This window comes from Rudaeicoccus suwonensis (assembly GCF_007829035.1).
Classification (GTDB): Bacteria; Actinomycetota; Actinomycetes; order Actinomycetales; family Dermatophilaceae; genus Rudaeicoccus; species Rudaeicoccus suwonensis.
The window spans coordinates 94,323-120,353 of sequence record NZ_VIVQ01000004.1; the positions used below are offsets into that span (position 1 = coordinate 94,323).

A 26,031-nucleotide genomic window follows, 5' to 3' on the forward strand; every position below is an offset into this window, starting at 1 on the left:
GACGGTCAGTGCGGCCCACCCTTCGGGCGCGGTCGGAATCGGCAGGATCGACGAGGATGCGGTCGGCGCCCTCAGGCACCGATCACCGCAACAGGCGTCGCCGGCAACTGGACGACGGCCACGGCGTACGGCGGTAACTGCGCGACGCCGTAGGCCGACAGATCGATCTCGTCGGCGGATCCGTTGACGAACCAGGCGAACTCGCGGCCGTCGTCATGGGTGACCCCGTCGACGACGACGCGTGGGTCGGCGATGCTTGCTCGACGCTCGACGTGGGCTTCGGCCGCGAGTGCGGCATACAACCGCCAGGTGTCCTCGGGGTTCACCCGTGGGCGACGAGCCGCGAAATACTCGACAGGCAGGGTGCATAGCACCGCCTGGCCGTCACCGTGTCGTCGGCGCACGAGCACCGGTCGGTCGTGCTGATCGACCGCGACGATCTGTGCACCAGCGTCGTCGCCGACGAGCTCGACCGGCAGGATGCTGCGCCCACCGGCTGAACCAGCCGCTTCGAATCGAAGCGTTTCACCGACCTCGAAGCCGCCGAACGATGCGAGGAAGCGCACCTCGACCACATCGTCGTCGACCGGCTCGACCATTCCGTAGCGCAGCGTGTGCCGCACACCGAACAGCTCCTCGAGACCTGTCCACCACGGCCCACGTTGCACCGGCGAATCACCGAGTCCGTAGGAAACATAGACCGTTCGGCCGGCTGCGGCCGCCCGCTCCAGGCCATGCCAGGTCGGCACGGTCAGCGCCTTCACCGACGGCACCAGCACCAGGTCGGCGCCGTCCGGCAGAACCTCCGGTTCACGCACGAACACCGGCCCGAGGTCGGCCTCGCGACAGGCGACATACGCCTGCTCGAGCACGTCGACGATGTGCGTGCGTTCCTGCTCGCCGAAGGTCCAGTGTTTCGGCGCGTCGATGTATGCCGGGACCAGCAACGCTGTCTGCGTCGACCAACGACGGCACGCGGGCAGGTCGACAGCTTCGACGACCTCCCGCAGACGAGTCATCTCATGCAGTTGCGGTTTGCACGAACCGTCGACCCGGGTGAGCCCGAAGTGCAGCTCGAAGGGATGGTGACGGTAGGGATCCTGCTGCGGCAGATTGTCGAAATCGGTGTTGTTCCAGGCCAACCAGCCGGTCGCACCGGCAAGCAGCGTCGAATGCAGCACCTGCCGGTAGTACTGCGCTGCGTGTTCGTCGGAGGCGAAATCGGAGCTGACCCCGAACTCCTCCAACACCGTGGGCAGCCCCGCGACGTTCGCCATCTCGCAGACGAAGGCCGCACGAAGGTGCTGCCGCACGACGTCGTCGCCCATCGGATAGACGTGTGGGCCGACGAAGTCGGTGACCTTCGCCAGATCGCGGACGCTGAAGCCGTTGTCCTTGCCGGTCACCTCCTCACCCCAGGCGCCGTCGCCGATCGAGATCGGCTCGGTCGCACCACCGGCCCGTATGGCGGTGACCATCAGTTGTGCCCACGCTGTCACGGCGGCGCGATCGCCCGCGCCGCCGTAGATGGGCATCTCGTTGGACACCAGCCAACCGGCAACGGCGGCGTCGCCGGCGAAGCGACGAGTCACCTCGGTCAGGTAGTGGGCCTGCTGGGCGACCATCCAGACGTCCGTATACAGATCCCGCCCGCCCCGCCAGGCGGGGTCCCAGTTCTCCCCCGACATGTGACCGACGAGAAACGTTGGGATCGTGCGCATTCCGAGCTCTCGATGAAGCGTGAGGAACTGTGCGAATCGCTCCATGACTGCTTCGTCGAGAACGCCCGGCTCGGGCATGGCGTGTGGCCAGAACAGGAAGGACCTGGTCACGTCGAGGCCGTTGTCGCGCATGAGCGTGAGCTCCTCGCGGACCAGTTGCTCGTCATACGACTGCCACATGAACGGACCGCCGCCGCGAGACCAGAAGTTGCAGCCGAACCACACCTGCTTGCGACCGTCGCTGCGCAGGAAACGCAGCGGTCGCTCGACACCGCGGCTCACTTGACAGCTCCCGCCGTCAAACCGGCGACCAGGTATCGCTGCAGCAGCAGGAAGATCACCACGATCGGCAGGCTGACGACCAGTGAGGCAGCCATGACCTGGTTCCAGTAGACGTTGATCTGCGTGGAGTAGCTCTGCAGACCGATCGCCAGCGTCTCGGTGGACGGATTAGTCATCTGCGACGCAAAGAGGATCTCGCCCCATGAGGTCATGAACGAATACACAGCAACCGCAATGACTCCCGGCCGAGCCGCCGGCAACACGACCCGCAGCAGCGTGGTCATGGCCGATGCGCCGTCGATGCTCGCAGCCTCATCGAGGTCTCGAGGAATGCCGTCGAAGTAGCCTGCGAGCATCCAGATCGCGAACGGCAACGAGAACGTCAGGTAGGTGATGATCAGTCCGGTGCGCGTCTGATACAGCAGGGTGAAGCCCAGCGCCTTGTCGATGTTGACGAAGATCAGGAACAACGGCAACAGGAACAGGATGCCGGGGAACATCTGCGTGGACAGGATCGTGGTGGTGAACACGCTGCGACCGCGGAAGGTCCACCGCGACACCGCGTATCCGGCGAAGATCGCGACGAGCACGCTCAGCACCGTCGAGATGGAACTGACGATGACGCTGTTCAGGAAGTACTTGCCCAGCGGCACGGTGCTCCAGATGTCCTTGAACGGCTCCAGCGTCATGTGCGTCGGCCACCAGTGGAAAGCGCCTTGCACCTCGCCCAGTGGTTTGACCGAACTGGTCAGCAGCACCCACATCGGCACCAGCACGAACAGGCTCAGCACAACGAGGACGATCACGCGAAAGACTCTGAAGGACAAAGGTTCACGCACGACGAGACCTCCGGTTGAAGATGAGCAGGTAGGCCCCGGTAACCACGAGCAGGAACAACAACAGCAGCACCGACATGGCCGAACCGAAGCCGAAGTTCCAGTTGACGAAGGACGCCCCGTAGATGTGCACCGAGACCAGGTCGGCGGACGTCGGCGGTTGCGCGCCGAACAGCACGAAGGGCGTGTTGAAGTCGTTGAACGTCCAGAGGAACATCATCAGCACCAGCACCAGGTTGACCGGTCGCAACGCCGGCAGGGTGATGTAACGGATCTGCCGCCAGATCCCGGCGCCGTCGACTGCGGCAGCGTCATACACGTCTTCAGGGATGTTCTGGAGGCCGGCGAGCAGCATGAGGAAGGCGAACGGCCAGGTCCGCCAGATCGCGATGACCACCATCGACCAGAACGCATTGCCACCGATCAGCCAGAACGTCTGACCGTCGGTGATGCCCAGCGACTTCAGCACATGGTTCACCAGGCCGTTGTCGCGCTGGAGCATGAAGTTCCAGGTCATGATCCCGGCGTAGATCGGCATGGCGTACGGCACCAGGAACAGCGTGCGGAACAGCCCGCGGCCGCGGAACTTGCGGTGGAGCACCAGCGCAGCCGACATACCGAAGAACCACGAAATGGCAACGACGACAACGGTGTACAGACAGGTGATCTTGAACGAGTGCAGCAGGCTGTCGCCGACCGGTGACGAGAAGTTCAACGCCACCTTGTATGCCGAAAGACCCTGCCACGGCGCCGAAGACCAGTTGGCGATGTAGTACTGGGTGAGCTGGACGAACGACATCCAGACGCCGACCAGCATCGGGATGATGTGGATCAGCAGCTCCAGCACGATCGCCGGCGCGATGAGCAGATACGGCGTGAGCCGGCGGGCGTGGCGCCCGCCGGCTCGACGCGTCGTAGGGTGTGCCGCCATCAGCCGGCGGCGGCCATCTTGTCCTGCGCCTGCTGCAGCGCGGCCTTGATCTGCGCCGACGTGGGTGCGCTACCGGTCGCCGCCTGTGCGATCAGCTGGTTGACCGCGTTGCCGACGTTGGTCTCGAACTCCGACTCGTTGGCCACCAGCGGCAGCGGCACCGAACGAGTCGCCAGGATCTGCTGGAAGGTCTGCGCCTCCTGGGTGTTCGTGGTGAAGTTCGGCGTGACGCCGCTGATCACCGGCAGCGCGGCGAAGGGCACGTCGAAGATCTGCTGCTCCGCCGGGCTGGTCATGAAGTTGACGAACTTCAGCGCGGCGGCCTTGTTCTTGGAGTTCTTGAAGATCGAGATGTTGATACCGGCCACGAAGCTCGCGGTGTTCTGGGCAGCACCGGTCGGGGCGGGGATCGGCACCACGCCGTACTCGCTGGTCTTCATGCCGTCGGCGACCAGCGTGTTGTCAGCGTTGTTCTGGCTCATCAGCATCGCGGCTTTGCCGTTGGCGAAGTCGCCCGGCGCCTCGGGGCCGTTCTTGTACTGAACGCTGCTGGGGTTGACGACCTTGTCGCTCATCAGGTCGACGTACTGCTTGACGCCGGCGACCATACCGGGCGAGGTGAAGTCTGGCTGTCCCTGCGCGTTGAATGGGTCGGCGCCCTGCTGCTGGCCGAAGATGAACGCGAAGTGCACGCTCTCGGTGTAACTGCCACCCTCCATCGCCATGCCGTAGGTGCCGGTCGAGGGATTGGTGAGCTTCTTGGCGTCGGCCTGCAGCTCCTGCCACGTCGTCGGCGGCTGGAGTCCGGCATCGGCGAACATCTTCTTGTTGTAGTAGAGCCCGTAGGCGAGGGCATACAGCGGCACGGAAGTCGGGTCCTGACCCTTCACACCGCCCGTCGCGTATGACGCCGCCACGAACTTGTCCTTGCCGCCGATGGCGCTGAGCGCGCTCGCGTCGAACGGCATGAACGCCCCGGTGGCCTGCAACGAGGGTGCCCAGGTGTTGCCGATGTTGACCACGTCGGGGCCCTGCCCGCTGCTGGTTGCGGCCAGGATCTTGTTCAGCAGATCCGGCCAGCCGATCACCTGCAGCTTGACCTTGATGCCGGTCTCCTTCTGGAATTTTTCCAGTTCCGGGGTGAGCACCTTGACGTCGTCCTGGATGGTGGCACCCTGGTTGCTCGCCCAGTACGTGAGCGTGGTGCCGGATCCGCTGGATCCGCCGGAGCTTCCGGCGCTCGACCCCGAACTTGAACTCGAACCGCAGCCGGCTGTCCCGGCAATTGCTGCGACGACCACGATCGCAGGGATAAGACGTGTTTTCACTCTGGAACCTCCGGACAGGGGACCGCGACCACTCGTCGCGACGACAATGTGAATCACACCACTTACCCGATTAAGTTAACAGCCGAGTTATCGAATCGTTACACAGCGATTCGACCGCTCAGGGAGCAATCGCTGTGCTGCTGCGGACCCGCAGAGCAGACCTGGGCACAGCAATCCGACCACGGTGCCTGCCTGCGACAAGATCCAACAGGGCCTCCGCAGCTTGCCGGCCGTAACCCTGGGTGTCCCGGGCGAGCGCCGTGAGCGGCGGGTCCACTGCTGTCGTGAGGGGCGAATCGTCCCAGCTGACAACGGATATCTGCTCTGGAACGGCAATCTCCAGCTCGCGCAGGGTTCGCAGACCTGCCACCGACATGTGATCGTTGCCGAAGATGAGCGCCGTGGGTGGCTCGCCCTGCTGGACCAGTCGCCGGGTCAGTTTGTCGGCGTCCGCGGCTGCATACGACCCCTCGAGGGTGATGACTTCCATACCGTGCCGCGCCGCTGCCGCCCTGACACCCCGCTGCCGGGCGCGTTCGTGCGCGAAAATCCGCGGGCCACTGATGTGCGCGATACGACGATGTGCGAGGTCGGCGAGATGCTCGACAACGAGGGCACCGTCCCCGGCCTGATCGGTCCACAGACACGGCATTCTCACGTCTTTCCGTGGCCCCCCACACAGCACCGCCGGAAGCTCCATCGCCTCGATCGCGGCAATGCGCTCGTCGTGATGACGTTCGTCGACGACGATCACACCGTCGATCCGCCCCTCCCCCCACCAGCGCCGATAGGTCTCGACCTCCAGATCGGTGTTGTCACCCACGACACGTAGCAACAAGCTCCAACCACGTTCAACAAGAACACTTTCCACGCCTGCGAGAAACCGGAAGAAGAACGAGTCGACGGCGAAGGCATCAGTCGGCCGAGACAGCGCCAGACCGATGACGCGCAGTTCTGAGCCAGTGAGCGCGCGCGCGCTCGCGCTGGGATGCCAGCCGAGATCCTGTGCTACCGCGAGCACGCGTTCTCGGGTGTCGGCGGCGACGCCGGGCTGACCGTTGAGCGCGTACGACACCGCAGCCTTGGAGATTCCCAGTTGCCGCGCAATGTCCGCCATCGTCGCCCTGCTCGCCATCGGCGCCCCCTCGGGATCGGAGAATGTGGCGCGAGTCTACTTAACCCGTTCAGTTCTGTCGCCCCTCACGCTGATCCCGTTGTGCCGCAGCCACCACAACCCGAGCACCGGAAGCACCAACGGCACGTATCCGTACCCCTGACCGAATTTCGACCACACCGTGGTGTCGCCACCCTGACCACCGACGGCGAACGCAGCGGAGTCGAGATACGACCACAGTCCCACCGCGACGACACCGAAAAGCTCGAAGCTGATGGTCAGCAACGCGATTCGCCCACTGGTCCGGTCCCCTCGGGCAATCGCGACAGTGGCGACGCAGTAGACGACGGCGGCCACAGCCGACAGCCAGTAGGGCAGGTGCTGGTGTGGCCAGGTCTGCACGATCTGCATGATCGAGCGTCCCGTAGCTGCGAGGGCAAACAGCCCGTAGACCGCCACGAGCATCCGCCCGGGCCCGGTGTTGGTGCGCATCAGCCCTGTCCGTTCCACAGTTGAACCAGTCGCACGACCATGACCAGAAGTCCTAGTGTTGCGATGAGCAAAACCCCTGTCCCCCAACGAGTTCGACGCTCAGCTATCGCCCAGAAGCCGGCTATCGGCAGCACGCAGACCAAACCCGCGAGGTAGGCGATGAACAACGGCCGGGACATGTGGCTGCTCGCGTGCCCGAGACGCAACACCCCCACCAGCAGCTGTATGACGATCGCCGCCTCGCCGACACAGGCCAGGTAGAACATCGGATTGTCGATGGGCTTACCCGCAAGGGTGAGGTAGGCGGCATACAACGCCAGCAGACTCAACACGGAGATGAGTACGGCTGTGAGAGGCAGAAGCACGCGGACATTCTACGAACCCTTTCCTGCCAGCCACTTCACAGCCACCGCTGCAACGTTGACGTGAAAGCCGCCACAGAAAAGAGAACACGTTCATGGGGAAATGGCAGACCACCGCAGGTGTTGCAGGCAGCGCCGTCGCGGCGTTGGCCGCACGGGATCTGATCCAGCGCAAGCACTCGATCCTTCGCAACTATCCCGTCATCGGACACATGCGGTATCTCCTCGAGGGCATCCGTCCGGAACTGCAGCAGTACTTCATCGAACGCAACTGGGACGGCCGACCATACGACCGCGACACCCGCTCGGTGATCTACGAGCGCGCCAAGGGCATCCACGGCGAGCAACCCTTCGGCACCGAGCGCGACGTGCACGCGGCGGGCTACGAGAACCTCGTGCACTCGACCGCGCCGCTGGAAGAACCGGACGAACCACCACGCGTGCTGGTCGGCGGTCCCGACTGCAGCAAGCCGTACAGCATGGCGTTGCTCAACGTGTCGGCAATGAGCTTCGGAGCTTTGTCCGCCAACGCGATTCGCGCCCTCAACAAGGGAGCTGCGCTCGGCGGTTTCGCGCACGACACCGGCGAGGGCGGGTTGTCGTCATACCACTTGGAGAACGGCGGCGACCTGGTCTGGGAGATCGGCTCGGGGTACTTCAGCACCCGCACCAAGGACGGCGACTTCGACCCGGAGATGTTCCGCGACAAGTCCGCTCACGACCAGGTCAAGTGCGTGTCACTGAAGTTGAGCCAGGGTGCGAAGCCCGGCATCGGTGGTGTGCTGCCTGCTTCCAAGGTCACCAAGGAGATCGCCGACATCCGCGGCGTGCCACAGGGGAAGAAGTGCGTCAGCCCCGCTTCGCACAAGGTCTTCCACACCCCCACCGAGCTCATCGAGTTCATCGCGCGCATGCGTGACCTGAGCGGCGGCAAGCCCGCCGGCTTCAAGCTCTGCGTCGGCTCGCGACGAGATGTGCTCGCGATGTGCAAGGCGATGATCGAGGTGGGCACGACACCCGACTTCATCATCGTCGACGGAGCCGAGGGCGGAACCGGTGCGGCGCCACTGGAGTTCGAGGACCACGTCGGTATGCCGCTCACGTCCGGCCTGCTCACCGTGCACAACGCACTCGTCGGAGCCGGTCTGCGCGACACGATCAAGATCGGTGCCAGCGGCAAGGTCGCCGGCGGAGCAGATCTGGTCAAACGGCTCATCCAGGGCGCCGATTACACCAACGCCGCCCGCGCAATGATGATGGCCGTGGGGTGCATCCAGGCCCAGCAGTGCCACACGGACAAGTGCCCGGTCGGCGTGGCCACGCAGAGTCACGCCCGCGCTCGCGCGATCGACATCGGTGACAAGAGCGAGCGTGTGCGTCGCTACCAGGAGGCGACGGTCAAGCAGGCCGCCCAGTTGATGGCGAGCCTGGGCGCGCGCGAGCCGCATGAGCTCAGCCCGCATATGCTTCGTTACAACGTCGCCGAAAACCAAAGTCGTTCGTACGCAGAGCTTTTCACCTGGCTCGAGCCGGGTGAGCTGCTCAGTGGTGGCCCCCACGACTGGGCCGCCGACTGGGCAGCAGCCAGCGCCGACGCCTTCTCACCGCAACTGAGTCGTCACCGCACCGCCAACCCCGGAGGAGCCGCATGACCACCGTCGCAGAAATGCTCGTCGAAGCCCTCGCCGAACACGGCGTCACCCAGGTCTGGGGTGTCGTGGGAGACGCCCTCAACCCGGTCACCGACGCGATTCGGCGCGACGACCGGATCGAGTGGATCGGCGTGCGCCACGAGGAGGCCGCCGCCTTCGCCGCGGGCGCGCAGGCGCAGCTGACCGGCCGCATCGGCGTGTGCATGGGGACCGTCGGGCCGGGTTCGATCCACCTGCTCAACGGGCTGTATGACGCAAAGAAGTCGCACGCTCCGGTCCTCGCGATCTGTGGCCAGGTCCCGAGCCCGGAGATGGGCACCGACTTCTTCCAGGAGGTCAACAACGACGTCCTGTTCGCCGACGTCGCGCAGTTCGCCCAGACCGTGACCGCGGCCAGCCAGATGCCGCAACTGCTGGAACAGGCTGTCAATGCTGCCTATTCGGGCCAAGGCGTCGCAGTCCTGACGATGCCCGGAGACATCGGCGACGAGGAGGTCGCCAAGGACGCGCGCAACCCGAAGTTCGCTCCGGCCGCGGCAGAAGCAGCGGCGCCAGACGATCAGTTGGCTCTGGCGGCCAAGGTCCTCAATGACGCTTCGGCGGTGACGCTGTTGGTCGGTCAGGGCGCACGCGAGGCGCGCGCCGAGATCCTGCAGCTCGCGCAGACCCTGCAGGCACCGATGGTGCTGACGCTGAAGGGCAAGGAGACCCTGGAGCAGGACAACCCGTTCCAGATCGGCCAGTCGGGGCTCATCGGCAATCCGTCGACCAAGAAGGCCTTCGACGACTGCGAGGTGCTGTTCATGATCGGCACCGACTTCCCCTACCGCGACTGGTATCCAAAGGGAAAGACAGTCATCCAGCTGGACGCCCGCGCCGAGCACATCGGTCGGCGCACCCAGGTCGATCACGCCGTCGTGGGGCACACCAAACCCAGCCTGCAGGCACTTCTGCCGCACCTGACCGCCCGCACCGACGACAAGCACCTGCGCGAGGCGACCAAGGCCTACGGCGAGTGGCACGAGCGCCAGCAGAAGCTCACGAGTCCCGATCACGACTCGACCTTCCTCGGCCGGTTGCGCGGCAAGGCCGACAACCCCGACGAGCGCATCCGGCCCGAAGCCGTGGCGGCCGCCCTCGATCGTCACGCCGCTGCGGATGCCATCTTCACCTCCGACACCGGTATGTCGACGGTCTGGATCTCGCGATTCGTCGAATTCCGTGGCACCAGAAGGCTGCTCGGGTCATACAACCTGGGCTCGATGGCCAACGCGATGCCGCAGGCACTCGGCGCACAGGCACTCGACCGCGGCCGTCAGGTGATCGCCAACTGCGGCGACGGCGGACTGATGATGCTGCTCGGTGACCTGCGCACGGCGGTGAGCTATCAGTTGCCGGTGACCTTCGTGGTCTACGACAACGGTCGCCTGGGCATGGTCAAGCTCGAGCAGGAGCAAGGCGGGTTGCCGGAGTTCGGCACGAAGCTGGACAACCCGGATCTGGCCGCCGTGGCAGCCGCGATGGGCCTGAAGTCGACCCGGGTCACCTCGGCGGACGCGCTCGACGAGGCGGTGCGAACTGCCCTGACGTCCGGTGAGCCGTATCTGCTCGACATCGTGACCAACCCCGACGAGATCGCGCTGCCGCCCAAGCCCAGCGTGCACCAGGCGTGGGGGTTCGCCATCGCCAAGACCAAGGAGACCCTCGAAAGCGCCTGAGCACGCTGTCGCGGCGTGACGACCGCAGACACGAATGCGGGGCAGTGGTGAGATTGCACCACTGCCCCGCATTGTTGTCAGCAGCCCGGTCGGATCAACGACGGTCAGGCGTTGACGACGAGTCCGAGTTCGGCAGCGCTGGCCAAACCCTCATGCGCGGGCAGCACCCGCACGCTGTAGCCGAAGGCTCCTGTGCGGGTCATCGCGAACGTCCCGTCGAAACGGAACCTGCCGTCGCCGAGGTCCTCGGTCGCGCTCATCTGCACGATCTCGACGTCGGTCAGTTCATCGGTCTCGCCCGCGCGACCGTGCACGACCTGCACCGCGACCTGCTCCGGACGCAGCTCGCCGAGGCGGACGTAGGCGCGCACGACCAGTTCGTCGCCGAACAGCGGTGCATCGCCGACGCCATCGGACTCGACGTGCTCGACCTGCACGTTGTGGAACTGCGCGCGAGCGACTTCGCCATACGCCGCAAGCTGTTTCGCCAGTTCGAACTGGTCGGCTGCCGCGGCACGACCGGCGATCGCGGCCGGCGTGTAGAGCAGTGAGGTGTAGTCCTGCACCATCCGCGTCGCCAGGACCTTCGGGCCGAGCGACTTCAGCGAGTGCTCGACCATCTCGAGCCAGTGGTGCGGCACGCCGTCCTCGTCGACGTCGTAGAAGCGGGCCGCGACCTGCGTCTCGATCAGGTCGTACAGCGCCGCCGATTCGATGTCGTCGCGGCGGTCTTCGTCCTCGATGCCGTCGGCCGTCGGGATCGCCCAGCCGTTGTTGCCGTCATACCACTCGTCCCACCAGCCATCGAGAATCGACAGATTGAGGGCGCCGTTCAGCGCGGCCTTCATGCCGGATGTGCCGCAGGCCTCGAACGGGCGCAACGGGTTGTTCAGCCACACGTCGACGCCGGGGTAGAGCTGCTGCGCCATCGCGATGTCGTAGTTGGGCAGGAAGACGATGCGGTGCCGTATGGCGGGGTCGTCGGCGAAGCGCACCATCTGCTGGATCAGTTTCTTGCCGGTCTCGTCGGCGGGGTGCGACTTGCCGGCGATGACCAACTGGATCGGACGATCCGGATCCAGCAGCAGTGCCTTGAGCCGGTCAGGGTCACGCAACATCAGCGTGAGCCGTTTGTAGGTCGGCACGCGGCGGGCGAACCCGATCGTGAGGACGTCCGGGTCGAGGATGCTGCGGGTCCAGCCGACTTCGGCCAGCGTCGCACCGCGGTGTCGGGCGGACTTGCGCATCCGCTCGCGCACGTCGGCGATCAATTGCTCGCGAAGCTCCCGCTTGACCGCCCACAGCTCGTGGCGCGGAATCCGGTGGACCTGATCCCAACCGAAGACCTCGCGCACCCCGTCGATGCCCAAGTGTTTGCGACCGAGGTCGACGACCTTGCGGTCCATCCACGTCGGAGCGTGAACGCCGTTGGTGATGCTGGTGATCGGCACTTCGCTGTCGTCGAAGCCGGGCCACAGTCCGTCGAACATCTCGCGGCTGACGACACCGTGCAACTGCGAGACACCGTTGCAGCGCTGTGCCATGCGCAGGCCCATCACGGCCATGTTGAAGATGCCGTCGCTGCCACCCTCGTAGGATTCGGCACCGATCGGCAGGATCGAGGCTGCAGGCACGCCGGCGATTTCGGCGCTGCCGGAGAAGTGGATCCGGACGAGTTCGGCGTCGAATCGGTCGATTCCAGCGGGCACAGGCGTGTGAGTGGTGAACACATTGCTGGCACGCACGACCTGCGCGGCCTGCTCGAAGCTCAGACCGGACCCGGTGACGAGCTCGCTGATGCGTTCGACGCTGAGGAACCCGGCATGCCCCTCGTTGCAGTGGTAGACCTCCGGCGCCGGCGCACCCGTGAGACGCGACCAGATGCGCAGCGCACGCACGCCACCGATGCCGAGCAGCATCTCCTGCTGCAGCCGCTGGTCACCACCACCGCCATACAGCCGGCCGGTCAGCTCTCGTCCGGCCTGGTCGTTGGCGACGACATCGGAGTCGAGTAGCAGCAGCGGCACCCGGCCGACCTGCGCCTTCCAGATGTGCGCGTGCAAGGTGCGGCCCTCGGGCAGCGCCAGCTGCACCTGGGCGGGAGTCCCATCGGCCTCTCGCACCAACGACAACGGCAGGTCGTCGGGGTCGAGCAGGGGGTACTGCTCCTGCTGCCACCCGTCTGCGGACAGCCGCTGCTTGAAGTAGCCCGACTTGTAGAACAGCCCGATGCCGACGATCGGCACGCCCAGGTCACTGGCCGATTTGAGGTGATCGCCGGCCAGGATGCCCAGGCCACCTGAGTATTGCGGCAGCACGTGAGTGATGCCGAACTCCGCGCTGAAGTAGGCGATGGACGCTGGTGCGAGCTGATCGCCGTTGAATCCGTCGAACCACACGGGCTTGCGCAGGTAGTCGTGCAGTCGCTCGCTGGCGTGGTGCACGCGTCCGACGAAGCCGGGGTCATTCGCGAGGGCATTGAGCCGGTCCGGGGTCAGCGCCGCGAGCAGCGCGACAGGATCCTGGTGCACGCGGCTCCAGGCCTGCGGATCCATGTCGTGGAAGATCTCGCGGGTGCGGCTGTCCCAGGACCAGCGCAGGTTCGTCGCGAGCTCGGACAACGGCGTCAGCGCCTCGGGCAGGGCGGTTCGGACGTGGAAACGTCGGATGGCTCTCACGCGGCAAAATGGTAAGGCCCCGGGCTGGCCGCGTCCGGTACATCCCGAAGCCCGATATGAGCAGGCGGTCGCCCGGATCGATGCAAGACCCGCATCCGGACCCTGCATCTTGTAGCGTCGGTGTGGTGACTGATCCGGATCCGATCGCCCACCGTCTGCCGACGACACTCGCCCCCTCAACCGACCCACGATCCACAGCATCACCCATTGGCCGTATCCCCGTGCGAGATGTCGGACCGTCCGTCGACGGCGGCGAGTTGCCAACGAAATCCGTTGTGGGTGAAGAGTTTTCGATCACCGCGACTGTCTTCCGCGAGGGCCACGACGCGGTGAACGCAACCGTCGTGGTCACCGATCCGACGGGCACCGTCACGCCATTGCCGATGCACTGCACCAATCCGGGGCTGGATCTGTGGGAGTGCACGGTCAGCGCCGATCGGGCCGGTTTCTGGACCTATCGGGTCGAAGGCTGGTCCGATCCGTACGGCACCTGGGCGCACGACGCCGTGATCAAGATCGCAGCCGATGTCGACGTCGACGTCATGCTCGAGGAGGGCGCACGCATCCTTGAACGGGCAATCGGCGAGGTGCAGCGGCCGGCTGCCGATCGCGCGACCCTCACCACCGCGATCGCCGGTCTGCGCGACACGAAGCAGCCGCCTGCAACCCGCATCGCCGCAGGCACCGACGTCGGCGTGGCGCGGGTCCTCGCCGCGGCACCGTTGCGCGACCACGTCACGGCCGGTGCGACATACACCTGGTGGGTTGAGCGGCAACGCGCGCTGACCGGCGCGTGGTACGAGATCTTCCCGCGCAGCGAGGGCGCGCACTTCGACGACGAGACCGGCGAATGGGTCTCCGGGACGCTGCGCACCGCCGCCGAACGTCTGCCCGCGATCGCCGACATGGGCTTCGACGTTGTCTACCTGACACCGGTGCACCCGATCGGCACGACCAACCGCAAAGGCCCCAACAACACCCTCACCGCAGGCCCGGGAGACCCCGGATCGCCATACGGCATCGGCAGCCCGGACGGCGGGCACGACGCCATCCACCCCGACCTGGGCACCTTCGACGATTTCGACGCCTTCGTCGCCCGCGCCCGCGAACTCGATCTGGAGGTCGCGCTCGACCTGGCGCTGCAGTGCTCCCCCGACCACCCGTGGGTGACCGAGCATCCGGAGTGGTTCACCACGCGCGCCGACGGCACCATCGCCTACGCCGAGAACCCGCCGAAGAAATATCAGGACATCTATCCGGTCAACTTCGACAACGACCCGGCCGGCATCTACGCCGAGGTCCGCAGGATCGTGCAGGTGTGGATCGACCACGGGGTCACGATCTTCCGTGTCGACAACCCGCACACCAAGCCGGTGGAGTTCTGGCAGTGGCTGATCGCCGACGTCGCCCGCTCACACCCCGAGATCATCTGGCTGGCCGAAGCATTCACCCGGCCTGCGATGATGGCGACCCTTGGGAAGGTCGGCTTCCAGCAGAGCTACACCTACTACGCCTGGCGCAACGGGGCCGAGGAACTCCAGGAGTATGTCGAAGAGCTCGCGTTCGACTCAGCGGCGTACATGCGGCCGAGCTTCTGGCCGACCACACACGACATCCTGACGCCGTACATGCAGTACGGCGGACCGACCGCGTGGAAGCTGCGCGCAGCCCTCGCCGCGACGCTGGTGCCGACATACGGCATCTACGCGGGATACGAGCTCATCGAGCACGTCGCGCGACCGGGCGCCGAGGAACAACTCGACAACGAGAAGTATCAATACAAGGACCGTGAGTGGTCCAGATACGCCGAAGGTGGCGATCGCGCCGGGCAGAGCCTGGCTCCATTCCTGAAGCATGTCAACGAGATTCGGCGGGCGCACCCGTCGTTGCAGTGGCTGCGAAACATCACCTTCCACCGCGTCGACGACCCGGCGATGCTGGCGTTCTCCAAGCGCAGTGGCGACGACGTGATCATCGTGGTTGCCAACACCGACCCGCACTCCACCCGCGAGTCCACAGTGCACCTCGACCTCACGGCGCTGGGTCTGCAGGCCGAGGAGGCGTTCACCGCGCACGATCTGCTCACCGATGCCAGCTGGCATTGGGGGGCCGACAACTACGTCCGACTCGGCCCCGACGCCGAACCGTTGCACATCATCCACGTCCGGAGGTTCTGACCGGTGGCACCGCCGAATTTCAGTCTTCAACAACCAGGCCTGCGGCACGACCCGCAGTGGTTCCGCAAGGCCGTGTTCTACGAAGTGCTCGTGCGCGCCTTCGGCGACTCGACGGGCAACGGGTCCGGCGACTTCTCCGGCCTGATCAACCGTCTCGACTATCTGCAGTGGCTCGGTGTCGACTGCCTGTGGTTGCCGCCGTTCTACGCATCGCCGCTGCGCGACGGTGGTTACGACATCGCCGATTACAAGGCTGTGCTGCCGGAGTTCGGCACGCTGCCGGAGTTCACCGAGTTGGTCTCGCAGGCGCACGCCCGCGGCATCCGGATCGTCACCGACCTGGTCATCAATCACACCAGCGATCAGCACCCGTGGTTCCAGGCGTCCCGGTCCGACCCCGAGGGCCCGTTCGGCGACTACTACATGTGGTCCGACACCGACGAGAAGTATGCCGACGCGCGCATCATCTTCATCGACACCGAGGTGTCCAACTGGACCTTCGACCCGGTCCGGCGGCAGTTCTTCTGGCACCGGTTCTTCTCCCACCAGCCGGACCTGAACTTCGAGAACGAGAAGGTCCACGAGGAAGTCTTCGACATCGTCCGCTTCTGGATGGACCTGGGAATCGACGGTTTCCGCCTCGACGCGATCCCCTACCTGTATGCCGAGGAGGGGCACAACTGCGAGAACCACCCCAAGACACACGAGTTCCTCGCCAAGCTGCGAGCGATGGTCGACGAGGAGTACCCCGGCCGGGTGCTGCTCGCCGAGGCCAACCAGATGCCGCGGGAGGTCGTCGACTACTTCGGCACCGAGGAGGCCCCCGAGTGCCATATGTGCTTCCACTTCCCGATCATGCCGCGGCTCTACTACGCCCTGCGTGACGAGAAGGCCACGCGCATCATCGAGGTGATGGACGACACCCCCGCCATACCGCAGGGGACGCAGTGGGGCACCTTCCTGCGCAACCACGACGAGTTGACGCTGGAGATGGTCACGCCGGAGGAGCGCGCCGCGATGTACGGCTGGTACGCCCCGGATCCGCGGATGCGCGCCAACGTCGGGATCCGCCGCCGGCTGGCCACGCTGCTCGACAACTCCCGGGCCGAGATCGAGTTGATCCATGCGCTGCTGCTGTCCCTGCCCGGCTCACCGTGCCTGTACTACGGCGACGAGATCGGGATGGGCGACAACATCTGGCTGGACGACCGCGATGCGGTGCGCACCCCCATGCAGTGGTCGCCGGACCGCAACGCCGGGTTCTCCACCTCAGACCCCGGAAAGCTTTATCTGCCAGTCATTTCCAGCCTGGTACACCACTACAACAACGTCAACGTCGAAGCCCAGATGGGGTCGGGTTCGTCGCTGCTGCACTGGGTCCGCGAGATGCTCGCGATCCGCTCCCGGTATCCGGTCTTCGGCCTCGGCGACTACGTCTCGGCGCCGAGCGACAACGAGGCGATCCTGGCGTTCACCCGATCGGTGAGCGATGCCGACGCCTCCGACGCCGACGAGGAGTTGGAGGTGCGCGACGTGCTGTGCGTGAACAACCTGTCGAGCCGGCCGCAGTCGGTGACGGTCACGCTGCCGGAGCGCTTCAGCGGTGCCCGGCTGCGAGATCTGTTCGGTGGCAGTCGTTTTCCCTCGGTCGGCGACGACGGGACGGTCACCCTGACCCTCGGCTCGCGCGACTTCTTCTGGCTGTCCATCCGCTCCACGACGGGAGACTGACTCGCCATGGCCATCATCTTTCAGGCCGAACTGACGCCCGGCAAGGTCGACCTGCTCGCGGGATGGATCGGCAACCGGCGGTGGTATGTCGGCAAGGGCAGCGCGCCGCAGCTGCGCCGTCTCGGCAGCTACCGCTTCGATGACCCGGACGGCGAGGTCGGCATCGAAGTGCTTGTCGTTGCTGACGATTCGGGCACCGATCCGGTGGTCTACCAGGTGCCGGTCACCTACCGCGGCGAGCCATTGCCTGATGCCCTCGACGATGCGCTCGTCGGCACGATGGAGCATTCGGTGCTGGGCACCCGCTACGTGTACGACGGTTGCCACGACCCGGTCTTCGTTGCCGCGTTGCTGCGTGCGATGGTCACCGGCGCACGCGGCGCCGCGATGGTCGTGCACGCTGCTGACGGCACGGCGACCGGTGTCGAGTTGCCGGCGTCGGTGACGGTGCGCGGCAGTGGCTTCCGTCATGCGGCCGTGCCGCAGGTGGTTCGCAGCCACGTATTGCGTGGCGAGCAGTCCAACACCTCGGTGATCGTCGACGTCGCCGACGACGAGCCGTTGATCATCAAGGTGTTTCGCGTGCTGCACGACGGCGCCAATCCCGACGTCGAACTGCAGACGATCCTCAGCGACGCCGGCAGCGAGCGCATCGCGGTCATGGTCGGATCACTGACCGGCGAGTGGCCCTCCGGCATACCCGACGCACCGGCCCGCGGTGACCTGGCGTTCGTGCAGACGTTCTTCCCGGGGGTGCGCGATGCCTGGCGCGAGGCGCTCGACGCCGCCACCGCAGACCGTGACTTCAGTGCGCCCGCCGCCGCTCTCGGTGCCGCCACCGCCGACGTCCACCGGCAACTCGCTGCGCTGTGCCCCACAGCCGAACCACTGCAGCAGGACGTCGCCGACACCGTCGCGGCGATGCGCCGCCGGTTCGCCGACGCAGTCCGCGAGGTGCCCGAACTCGCCGAGCGCGAGGATGCTTTCGAGGCACTGCTCGCACGCGCCAGCGAGGACGCCTGGCCGCAGCTGCAACGGATCCACGGCGACTACCACCTCGGCCAGGTGCTCGATGTGCCCGAAAAGGGTTGGATCCTGCTGGATTTCGAGGGTGAGCCGCTACGTCCGCTACACGAGCGCACGGTGCTCGACGAGCCGCTGCGCGACGTGGCAGGCATGCTTCGCTCCTTCGACTACGCCGCAGGCACGGTGGAGCACGAGGGCGGCGGCGACCGCACCACGTGGGCACAGACCGCCCGGGCCGGCTTCCTCAGCGGCTACGCCGCCGAACTCGGCATCGACGTGGCCGATCACCAGGCCCTGCTCGACGCATTCGAGGTCGACAAGGCCTGCTACGAGGTCGTCTACGAGGCCCGCAACCGACCGGACTGGCTGCCCATCCCCCGAGCGGCGATCCTGCACCTGCTACCCACCACGAGGAGCACCGAGATGACCGCCGCCCCCTCCATCGCGCTCGGCCACGACGTGGCGCAGGCGCTGCTGACCGGTCGCTACGGAGACCCGCACCAACTGCTCGGCCCCCACGAGGACGACGCGGGTGTGGTGATCCGGGTGTTCCGCCCGTTCGCCTCCACCGTCGCGGTGCGCCTGCAGGACGACACCCGGCATTCCCTCACGCACGAATACGAGGGCCTGTGGAGCGCCCGCCTCGATGGTGTCACCCAGGTGCCGGACTACCGGGTCATCACCACGTATGACGACGGCGTCGAGCACGTGGCCGACGACCCGTACCGATTTCTGCCGTCGCTGGGCCAGATCGACCTGCACCTGATCGGCGAGGGCCGTCACGAGCAGTTGTGGAGCGTGCTCGGCGCGCACGTGCGCGCGTACGACGGCCCGCTCGGGCTGGTCCGCGGCACGTCGTTCGCCGTCTGGGCGCCTAACGCACGAGGAGTGCGCGTCGTCGGCGATTTCAACCAGTGGGACGGCCAGGGCCACCCCATGCGGCAGCTGGGCACCAGTGGTGTGTGGGAGTTGTTCGTGCCGTCGGCGGAAGCCGGCACGCGGTACAAGTTCGACGTGCTGTGCGCCGACGACGTATGGCGCAAGAAGGCCGACCCGATGGCCCGGCAGTCCGAGACGGCACCGGCAACGGCGTCGGTCGTGACCGAGTCCAGCTACGAGTGGGGTGACGAGGAGTGGCTCCAGCGCCGCGCGTCGGTCGACGCGCACGGCCAGCCGATGAGCATCTATGAGGTGCACCCGATGTCGTGGCGGCAGGGGCGGTCCTACCGCGAACTTGCCGACGAGCTTGTGGGCTACGTCAAGGAGCTGGGTTTCACCCACGTGGAGTTCATGCCGGTGATGGAGCACCCGTACCCACCGTCCTGGGGCTACCACGTCACCGGTTACTACGCCCCGAACTCACGCCTGGGGCACCCGGACGACTTCCGCTATCTCGTCGACCGGCTGCACCAGGAGGGCATCGGCGTCATCCTCGACTGGGTGCCCGGCCATTTCGCGACCGACGAGTGGGCGCTGGCCCGGTTCGACGGCACCGCGCTCTACGAGCACCCCGACCGCCGACGCGGCTGGCACCCCGAATGGGGTTCGTACATCTTCGATTTCGGCCGTCCGCAGGTGCGCAACTTCCTGGTCGCCAACGCGGTCTACTGGATGCAGGAGTTCCACGCCGACGGTCTGCGCGTCGACGGTGTTGCCTCAATGCTCTACCTCGACTACTCCCGCAACGACGGCGAGTGGCTGCCCAACCGGCACGGTGGCCGCGAGAACCTCGAAGCGGTGCAATTGCTGCAGGAGACGAACGCCACGACATACCGCCGCTTGCCGGGCACGGTGATGATCGCCGAGGAATCCACCTCGTGGCCGGGTGTCACCAAGCCCACCGACGCCGGCGGTCTCGGCTTCGGCTTCAAGTGGAACATGGGCTGGATGCACGACTCGCTGGACTACGTGGCGAACGCGCCGATCTACCGCCGCTACCACCACGACAAGCTCACCTTCGCGCTCGTCTACGCCTGGAGCGAGCAGTTCGTGCTGCCGATCAGCCACGACGAGGTCGTGCACGGCAAGGGTTCGCTGCTGCGCAAGATGCCGGGCAACCGGTGGGAGCAGCTTGCCGGGGTGCGCTCCTATCTGGCCAACATGTGGAGCCACCCGGGCAAGCAGCTGATCTTCATGGGCACCGAGTTCGCCCAGGAGTCGGAGTGGGCCGACGGGCGCAGCCTCGACTGGTGGCTGCTGGACCAGCCCGCCCACCACGGGGTGCTCGCGCTCGTGCGCGATCTCAACAACCTCTACAAGCAGCATCCGGCGTTGTGGGAGCTGGACAACTCCCCCGCCGGATTTCAGTGGATCGACCCCTCCGGCGGCGACACCAACACCGTGTCCTACCTGCGCTACGGGCACGCGCCGGACGATGCAACCGCCGAGGAACGCCCCGTCGTCGCTTCGGTCGTGAACTTCAGCGGCGCCGAACACCGCGACGTGCGTGTCGGCCTGCCGCGCCCCGGCCGGTGGCTCGAGGTGCTCAACACCGACGCCGAGCTGTATGGCGGAGCCGGTCGCGGAAATCTCGGAAGCGTCACCGCCGAGCCGGTTCCGTGGAACGATCAGCCGTATTCCGCGGTGATGACGCTGCCTTCGCTGGCGGCCGTGTGGTTCGTCCCCGACACCGAGGTCACGGCCGAAAGCACCGACGACGAAGGAGCAGCCGATGACGACGTCACGAGCCGGTGAACCGGCGCAGCCACGCGACCTGGTCGACGTGGCCCATCTGGTCACGAGCTACTACACCGTCGACCCGGATCCCGACAACGTCGACCAGCAGGTCGTTTTCGGCACCTCCGGCCATCGTGGGTCCTCACTGAAGGGCGCCTTCAACGAGGCGCACATTCTGGCCACCACGCAAGCGATCGTCGACTACCGACGGTCCCAGGGGTATGACGGCCCGCTGTTCATCGGCCGCGACACCCACGGGCTGTCCGAGCCGGCGTGGGCGTCGGCTCTTGAGGTGCTCGCCGCGAACGACGTTGCGGTGCTGGTGGATTCCGGTGATGCCTACACTCCGACGCCGGCCGTCTCGCACGCGATCCTGCGAGCGAACGGTGGTCGGACCACCGGCTCCGGACTTGCCGACGGCATCGTCGTCACGCCGTCACACAATCCCCCGGCCGACGGCGGTTTCAAATACAACCCACCGCACGGCGGGCCTGCCGACAGCGATGCCACCAAGGTGATCGCTGCGACGGCCAACGACTACCTGCGGGCGGGTCTCGCTGGTGTGCGACGCATCCCGTTCGCGCGCGCCAGAGCGGCAGCATCGTCATACGACTTCATGGGCACCTACGTCGACGACCTGCCGAATCTCATTGATCTGCAAGCGATCAAGGCGGCCGGTGTACGCATCGGCGCGGATCCCTTGGGTGGTGCATCGGTCGACTACTGGGCTGCGATCGCCGATCGGCACGGTCTCGACCTGACCGTCGTCAATCCGTTGGTCGACCCGACGTGGCGGTTCATGACACTGGACTGGGACGAGAAGATCCGGATGGACTGCTCGTCACCGTCCGCGATGGCCTCGCTCATCCGGCGCCGCGACGACTTCGACATTGCCACCGGCAATGATGCCGACTCCGACCGGCACGGCATCGTGACGCCGGACGCGGGCCTGATGAATCCCAACCACTATCTGTCCGTCGCGATCCAATACCTGTATGGCGGAGCACGTCCTGGCTGGTCCAGCGACCGGGTCGGCAAGACGCTGGTGTCGTCGTCGATGATCGACCGCGTGGTCGAGTCGGTGGGAGCCACGCTCTGGGAGGTGCCTGTCGGTTTCAAGTGGTTTGTGCCCGGATTGCTCGACGGCACAGTCGGTTTCGGCGGTGAGGAGTCCGCGGGAGCATCCTTCCTGCGCAAGGACGGCACCGTGTGGACCACTGACAAGGACGGCATCGTGCTCGCGCTGCTCGCGTCCGAGATCCTGGCCACAACCGATCGTTCACCGAGCGAGCACTACGCCGATCTCGTTCAGCAGCATGGAGACCCGGCATACGCACGCATCGACGCAGCGGCCACCCGAGAGGAGAAGGCCAAGCTCGCGGCGCTGTCTCCGGACGATGTCAGCTCGACCACTCTCGCCGGCGAGGCGATCACCGCGAAGCTGACAGCCGCGCCGGGCAATGACGCGCCCGTCGGCGGGCTCAAGGTGACCACCCAGAGCGCATGGTTCGCGGCCCGACCGTCGGGCACCGAGGATGTCTACAAGATCTACGCAGAATCCTTCCACGGCCCGGACCATCTGTCACAGGTGCAGCAGGAGGCCAAAGAGATCGTCGCTGCTGCACTGCGCTGACAGTTTGCTGACATGCCACGTGCCGCAATCTCCGCAACGGCCAGGAGCGCGGCACGGCCGTGGTCGTCGGATAGCGTGGACCGGTGAGCAACTCGAGTGAAACACAGGCGCTGGGCAGGCTTTTCGTCATCTCCGGTGCCCAGGCTGCTGGCAAGTCGACCGTCGGGCAGGCCCTCGCGGCCGGTCTGACCAGGGCCGTCTTCATCGACGGCGACACCGTCGACGGTGTGGTGGTGTCCGGCAGTGAACCGATGACCGAGCCCGCGACCGTGGGCGCGGTCGAGCAGTTGTTTCTTCGGTATGCCGGGGCTCTCACCCTCGCCGACGTCTACCGCTCGGCCGGCTTCGACGCAGTGATCGCCGACAACATCTTCGGCGACTTTCTCGACGACTTCCTCGTGCTCGCCGCACCAGAACCGCTGCACTTCGTGATGCTCACTCCTAGCATCGATGCGATCTACGAGCGCGAGGAAGCCCGCCGCAAGAACGCCTACCGCGACGGCATCACCGTTGAAGGTCTGGTCGACACCATCGAGCGCGACACCGACCGCGTCGGGCTCTGGCTCGACAACACCGACCTGTCGGTGGCCCAGACGATCACCACGATCCTGCAGCGCCAGGACGAAGCACTCGTCGACACTGCGGAGTTCGAGCCCGAGTCGGCAGAGGCTGATCCAGTGCGGTGACACAGTCCACCGGATCCGCCACCACGCATCTTGTCGTCATCCGAGGCAACTCCCGGACCGGCAAGAGCACGCTGTCGATGGCACTTCGGGAGCGACCGATGTCGGTCGTCGGACAAGACCATGTGCGACGCATTGTCCTGAAGGAATCGCTCTCCGGAGAACATCTCGACACGGTCGAACTGCTTGACCTGATGGTGCGATTCTGCCTCGACTCGGGTCGCGACGTCGTCCTGGAGGGCATCCTCTACGCGGATTTGTACGGAACGATGCTCACCCGGCTGCTGGCCGACCATGTCGGCCACAATCACGTCTACTACCTGTCGGCGCCCTTCGAGGAGACAGTGCGACGGCACCGACTCAGCCCGGATACTGCCAATTGGACGTCCGACGACATGCGTCAGTGGTGGCATGACGAGGACCTGCTGGGGTTACCTGACGAGATCGTGCTTGATGCCGATGCGCCTGCAGCACAAGCGCTTTCGCGTATCACCGCAGATCTCGATGCTGAGGGCTCACGGTGACGTCGCGAGCGTATCGACGGTTCGGGCGCGACGCCGTGCTGAGTACAGACCCGACGAATCCGATCACCAGAGCCACAAGCACGCCGAGACCTGCACCAGCCCAACTGCCGGTCGCGTCACCCAGGCCGACCGGCCTGAGCAGAAAACCCTGCCACTGCAACCAACTGGTGCCTGTGGACTTGGTCACCAACTCCCATCCGACGGCTGTGCCGATCACGAGACGCGCCAACGGAATGGGCCGGATCGAGCCATAGCGACCACGCGCGTCATACAGATCGGCATCGGCATACGTGCGCCGCCGGACCAGATCGCCCAGGAAGACTCCGCACCATGCGCGATCGGCACGCCGACCGTCGTCAGGAATCCTTCGAACGGCCCGAGGAAGTCGCTGGCGAAGAAGACAACGACGATCCGTCGTGTCGGTCATCAGCGCAGCACTTCGGTCATCCCAGGAGCTTTTCCTCGTCCTTGGCCCACAGCCCGGTCAGCCCGCGGAAGTGCGCGAGGAAACGCTCGTGCTCGTGCGCCGGATAGGTCGATCGCACCGTCTCGACCAGCAGTCGGTCGAACTCGTCCGACAGCACCCAGTCCAGCACGAGTTCGTCGACATGCCCGAGCGATGTCTCGACGAACTCCCGGTAGTTCTCGACTTCGAAGTATTCGTCCGAAAGACGCTGGTAAGCATGCAGTTTCGCTGCATAGTCATCGCCACGATCGGCCACTGCGAACCACGGGTCGGTGTCGACCTGCGTGCGACAACGACGGTCGGTCACGGTGCAAAAGATCGACCATTTCAACAGCGACTTGATCGCCCAGGGGAAGTAGTAGTGCAGCGAGGTGATCGCGACATCCGGGCAGGCATTGGCGTAGTCGATCGGATAGACCACACCGTCCTTCACCAGCATCTCGCAGCTGTTGAACTCCCACCGGAAGAACGCGTTCACCGTCTGGGCGATCGTGCGCGTCTCCGCACCCACCTCGGGGGTGAGGAAGTCGTAGGCAACCTCGTAGCGATCGTGCATCGGCTCGTCGGGGCGGAACTTCATCACCATCGTCTCCGGCCCGATGGTGAGCGCCCTTGCAAACACTTCGAATCCGTCGACTGCCTTCTGCAGGTGCATCAGCATCTCGCCGGAATCGTCATACGCCGCGTGCAGCGCCTGCTCGTCCTTGATCATCGACACGCCCCGCCACGCGCCACCGTCGAAGGGCTTCATGAACATCGGATACCCGAGTTCGGCAGCGATGGCATCCAGGTCGAACGAGCGGTTGTACTTCGAAGACGTGTATGCCCAGCGAACGTTGTCGAGCGGGTTCTTGTAGGGCACCAACACCGTCTCGGGCACGTGCATCCCGAGCCGCATCAGCGCGCAGTATGCCGAGTGCTTCTCCATCGACTGAAAGGTGAACGGGGAGTTCAGCAGATAGACGTCGTCCATCAGCGCGACCTTCTTCAGCCACTCGCGCGGGTGGTAGTACCAGTGCGCCAGGCGGTCGATGACCAAGTCGGTGCGCGGCCGGTCACGCAGGTTGAACGGCTCGATGCTCAACCGCTCGGTGCGTATGTCGTGGGTCGTGCCGTCCGGCGCGGTGACCGGACCCACCCGCCGTGTGAGCTCCTCGAACGCTCGCGGCCAGTCCTCCTCTGCGCCGAGCAGCAAGCCGATCAGGTGCTCCGTCATACCGACAACCTCTCCTCGTGAACGATCACTGGGTCAGCAGAACCGTGGCAGGTGGTGCGCCAACTGCCGCTGCCACCACGGCCAGTCGTGCGCACTGTCGTGGCCCCACACGTCGATCTCGTGGGGAATTCCCTTGTCCGACAATACTTTTGCGAAGTCGATGGTCGACTGCAGCGACCTCGTCGGATGCGTCTCGAATGGCCCCTGACCCACCACCAGCAGGATGCTGGCGTTTGCGCGCACCCAGTCCAGGTGGTCGCCGGACATCCCGGACACGTAGTCCATCGGGTTGGCGAAATAGGTGGCGTCGCCGTGTTCGCCGTGACCGTTCCAGGTCTTGACGTCGTAGTTGCCGGACATGCCGATCGCGAGCGGTGCCAGATGCGCATGAGTGAGCGTGAAGTGGACCGCGTGATAGGCGCCCATCGAGACACCGGTCGTGATGAGCGGCGCGGATCCGCCGAGTTGCTCGTGCACCCATGGAACGACGGATTCCTCAAGCCAGCGCGTGTACAGCTGGTGGCCTTTGGCGCGCTCCTCGGTCGTCTGGGCATTGTCCGACCACGTCCACCTGTCAGCGGAATCCACGCAGAAGAAGCTGACCCGACCGGCATCGACCAACGATCGCACCGCGTCCACCATGCCATTGCCCGCGAAGTCCTCGGCCCGCCCGGCCTCGCTGGGAAACACCAGCACCGGTCGACCGTAGTGCCCGTGCCGAATGACGCCGAGGGTCGCGTCCGTTCCGGGCACAGGCAGTTCAACTCGTTCGTGGCTCACGTCAC

19 protein-coding genes are annotated in these 26,031 nt (G+C 65.7%); 8 read left to right on the forward strand and 11 right to left on the reverse strand.

What is annotated here, in order from left to right:
* Positions 1-71 precede the first annotated feature (71 nt).
* The 7 genes from BKA23_RS16165 to BKA23_RS16195 all read right to left on the reverse strand — a co-directional run bounded on the left by BKA23_RS16165 (position 72) and on the right by BKA23_RS16195 (position 7,069).
* Positions 72-2,003 (reverse strand): glycoside hydrolase 5 family protein, encoded by a 1,932-nt coding sequence (locus BKA23_RS16165; protein ID WP_211841772.1) that lies wholly within the window; start codon positions 2,001-2,003, stop codon positions 72-74.
* On the reverse strand, positions 2,000-2,809 hold the full coding sequence (locus tag BKA23_RS16170) for a carbohydrate ABC transporter permease (RefSeq protein WP_246104707.1): 810 nt from the start codon (positions 2,807-2,809) through the stop codon (positions 2,000-2,002). The genes BKA23_RS16165 and BKA23_RS16170 overlap by 4 nt, the downstream gene beginning before the upstream one ends.
* Positions 2,810-2,834: 25 nt before the next feature.
* Entirely contained in the window at positions 2,835-3,770 is a 936-nt protein-coding gene (locus tag BKA23_RS16175) for a carbohydrate ABC transporter permease (RefSeq protein WP_145230392.1), read from the reverse strand.
* Complete coding sequence (locus BKA23_RS16180; protein WP_145230394.1) at positions 3,770-5,098, reverse strand: ABC transporter substrate-binding protein; 1,329 nt, start codon at positions 5,096-5,098, stop codon at positions 3,770-3,772. Before BKA23_RS16180 ends, BKA23_RS16175 begins: the two co-directional genes overlap by 1 nt.
* 118 nt (positions 5,099-5,216) lie before the next feature.
* Positions 5,217-6,215, reverse strand: coding sequence for a LacI family DNA-binding transcriptional regulator (locus tag BKA23_RS16185; RefSeq protein WP_170226635.1), 999 nt, complete (start codon positions 6,213-6,215; stop codon positions 5,217-5,219).
* A gap of 54 nt (positions 6,216-6,269) precedes the next feature.
* Positions 6,270-6,704, reverse strand: coding sequence for a hypothetical protein (locus tag BKA23_RS16190; protein ID WP_145230398.1), 435 nt, complete (start codon positions 6,702-6,704; stop codon positions 6,270-6,272).
* Positions 6,704-7,069 (reverse strand): hypothetical protein, encoded by a 366-nt coding sequence (locus BKA23_RS16195; protein ID WP_145230400.1) that lies wholly within the window; start codon positions 7,067-7,069, stop codon positions 6,704-6,706. The genes BKA23_RS16190 and BKA23_RS16195 overlap by 1 nt, the downstream gene beginning before the upstream one ends.
* A gap of 92 nt (positions 7,070-7,161) precedes the next feature.
* Here BKA23_RS16195 and BKA23_RS16200 point away from each other — a divergent pair, with 92 nt between their 5' ends.
* A complete protein-coding gene (locus BKA23_RS16200; RefSeq protein WP_145230402.1) occupies positions 7,162-8,718 on the forward strand; it encodes an FMN-binding glutamate synthase family protein in 1,557 nt (518 codons plus the stop codon).
* A complete protein-coding gene (locus tag BKA23_RS16205) occupies positions 8,715-10,436 on the forward strand; it encodes a thiamine pyrophosphate-dependent enzyme (protein ID WP_145230404.1) in 1,722 nt (573 codons plus the stop codon). Before BKA23_RS16200 ends, BKA23_RS16205 begins: the two co-directional genes overlap by 4 nt.
* A 104-nt stretch (positions 10,437-10,540) precedes the next feature.
* Here the strand turns inward: BKA23_RS16205 and glgP are convergent, their stop codons facing one another.
* Positions 10,541-13,114 (reverse strand): alpha-glucan family phosphorylase, encoded by a 2,574-nt coding sequence (gene glgP / locus BKA23_RS16210; RefSeq protein WP_145230406.1) that lies wholly within the window; start codon positions 13,112-13,114, stop codon positions 10,541-10,543.
* Between the two features lie 56 nt (positions 13,115-13,170).
* Here glgP and BKA23_RS16215 point away from each other — a divergent pair, with 56 nt between their 5' ends.
* From BKA23_RS16215 to BKA23_RS16240, 6 genes are all read left to right on the forward strand, one after another.
* Complete coding sequence (locus BKA23_RS16215) at positions 13,171-15,291, forward strand: alpha-1,4-glucan--maltose-1-phosphate maltosyltransferase (RefSeq protein ID WP_425473783.1); 2,121 nt, start codon at positions 13,171-13,173, stop codon at positions 15,289-15,291.
* Between the two features lie 3 nt (positions 15,292-15,294).
* Complete coding sequence (gene treS / locus BKA23_RS16220; RefSeq protein ID WP_145230408.1) at positions 15,295-17,022, forward strand: maltose alpha-D-glucosyltransferase; 1,728 nt, start codon at positions 15,295-15,297, stop codon at positions 17,020-17,022.
* 6 nt (positions 17,023-17,028) lie between these two features.
* Entirely contained in the window at positions 17,029-20,742 is a 3,714-nt protein-coding gene (gene glgB, locus BKA23_RS16225; protein ID WP_145230410.1) for a 1,4-alpha-glucan branching protein GlgB, read from the forward strand.
* On the forward strand, positions 20,720-22,357 hold the full coding sequence (gene pgm, locus BKA23_RS16230; RefSeq protein ID WP_145230412.1) for a phosphoglucomutase (alpha-D-glucose-1,6-bisphosphate-dependent): 1,638 nt from the start codon (positions 20,720-20,722) through the stop codon (positions 22,355-22,357). The genes glgB and pgm overlap by 23 nt, the downstream gene beginning before the upstream one ends.
* Before the next feature lie 83 nt (positions 22,358-22,440).
* The gene (locus tag BKA23_RS16235) at positions 22,441-23,043 is read left to right on the forward strand and encodes a nucleoside/nucleotide kinase family protein (RefSeq protein WP_145230414.1); all 603 of its coding nucleotides are present in this window, start codon (positions 22,441-22,443) and stop codon (positions 23,041-23,043) included.
* Positions 23,040-23,564: a P-loop NTPase family protein gene (locus BKA23_RS16240; RefSeq protein ID WP_145230416.1), complete on the forward strand. Its 525-nt coding sequence runs from the start codon at positions 23,040-23,042 to the stop codon at positions 23,562-23,564. Before BKA23_RS16235 ends, BKA23_RS16240 begins: the two co-directional genes overlap by 4 nt.
* On the opposite strand, the gene BKA23_RS16245 is transcribed toward BKA23_RS16240, so the two are convergent.
* Genes BKA23_RS16245 through BKA23_RS16255 form a run of 3 tightly spaced genes read right to left on the reverse strand, consistent with a single transcriptional unit; the run spans position 23,530 to position 26,026 of the window.
* Positions 23,530-23,991: a purine-cytosine permease family protein gene (locus BKA23_RS16245; protein WP_145230418.1), complete on the reverse strand. Its 462-nt coding sequence runs from the start codon at positions 23,989-23,991 to the stop codon at positions 23,530-23,532. The genes BKA23_RS16240 and BKA23_RS16245 overlap by 35 nt on opposite strands.
* Positions 23,992-24,007: 16 nt before the next feature.
* Entirely contained in the window at positions 24,008-25,246 is a 1,239-nt protein-coding gene (locus tag BKA23_RS16250) for an ATP-grasp domain-containing protein (protein ID WP_145230420.1), read from the reverse strand.
* A 33-nt stretch (positions 25,247-25,279) separates the two neighbouring features.
* Positions 25,280-26,026 (reverse strand): esterase family protein, encoded by a 747-nt coding sequence (locus BKA23_RS16255; protein ID WP_425473784.1) that lies wholly within the window; start codon positions 26,024-26,026, stop codon positions 25,280-25,282.
* Positions 26,027-26,031: the final 5 nt, after the last annotated feature.

Coding starts and splice junctions, on each gene's coding strand:
- BKA23_RS16175 (WP_145230392.1), bottom strand. CDS start 3,770: ATGGCGGCACACCCTACGACGCGTCGAGCCGGCGGGCGCCACGCCCGC.
- BKA23_RS16185 (WP_170226635.1), bottom strand. CDS start 6,215: ATGGCGGACATTGCGCGGCAACTGGGAATCTCCAAGGCTGCGGTGTCG.
- BKA23_RS16190 (WP_145230398.1), bottom strand. CDS start 6,704: ATGCGCACCAACACCGGGCCCGGGCGGATGCTCGTGGCGGTCTACGGG.
- BKA23_RS16200 (WP_145230402.1), top strand. CDS start 7,162: ATGGGGAAATGGCAGACCACCGCAGGTGTTGCAGGCAGCGCCGTCGCG.
- BKA23_RS16205 (WP_145230404.1), top strand. CDS start 8,715: ATGACCACCGTCGCAGAAATGCTCGTCGAAGCCCTCGCCGAACACGGC.
- BKA23_RS16215 (WP_425473783.1), top strand. CDS start 13,171: ATGAGCAGGCGGTCGCCCGGATCGATGCAAGACCCGCATCCGGACCCT.
- glgB (WP_145230410.1), top strand. CDS start 17,029: ATGGCCATCATCTTTCAGGCCGAACTGACGCCCGGCAAGGTCGACCTG.
- pgm (WP_145230412.1), top strand. CDS start 20,720: ATGACGACGTCACGAGCCGGTGAACCGGCGCAGCCACGCGACCTGGTC.
- BKA23_RS16245 (WP_145230418.1), bottom strand. CDS start 23,991: ATGACCGACACGACGGATCGTCGTTGTCTTCTTCGCCAGCGACTTCCT.
- BKA23_RS16250 (WP_145230420.1), bottom strand. CDS start 25,246: ATGACGGAGCACCTGATCGGCTTGCTGCTCGGCGCAGAGGAGGACTGG.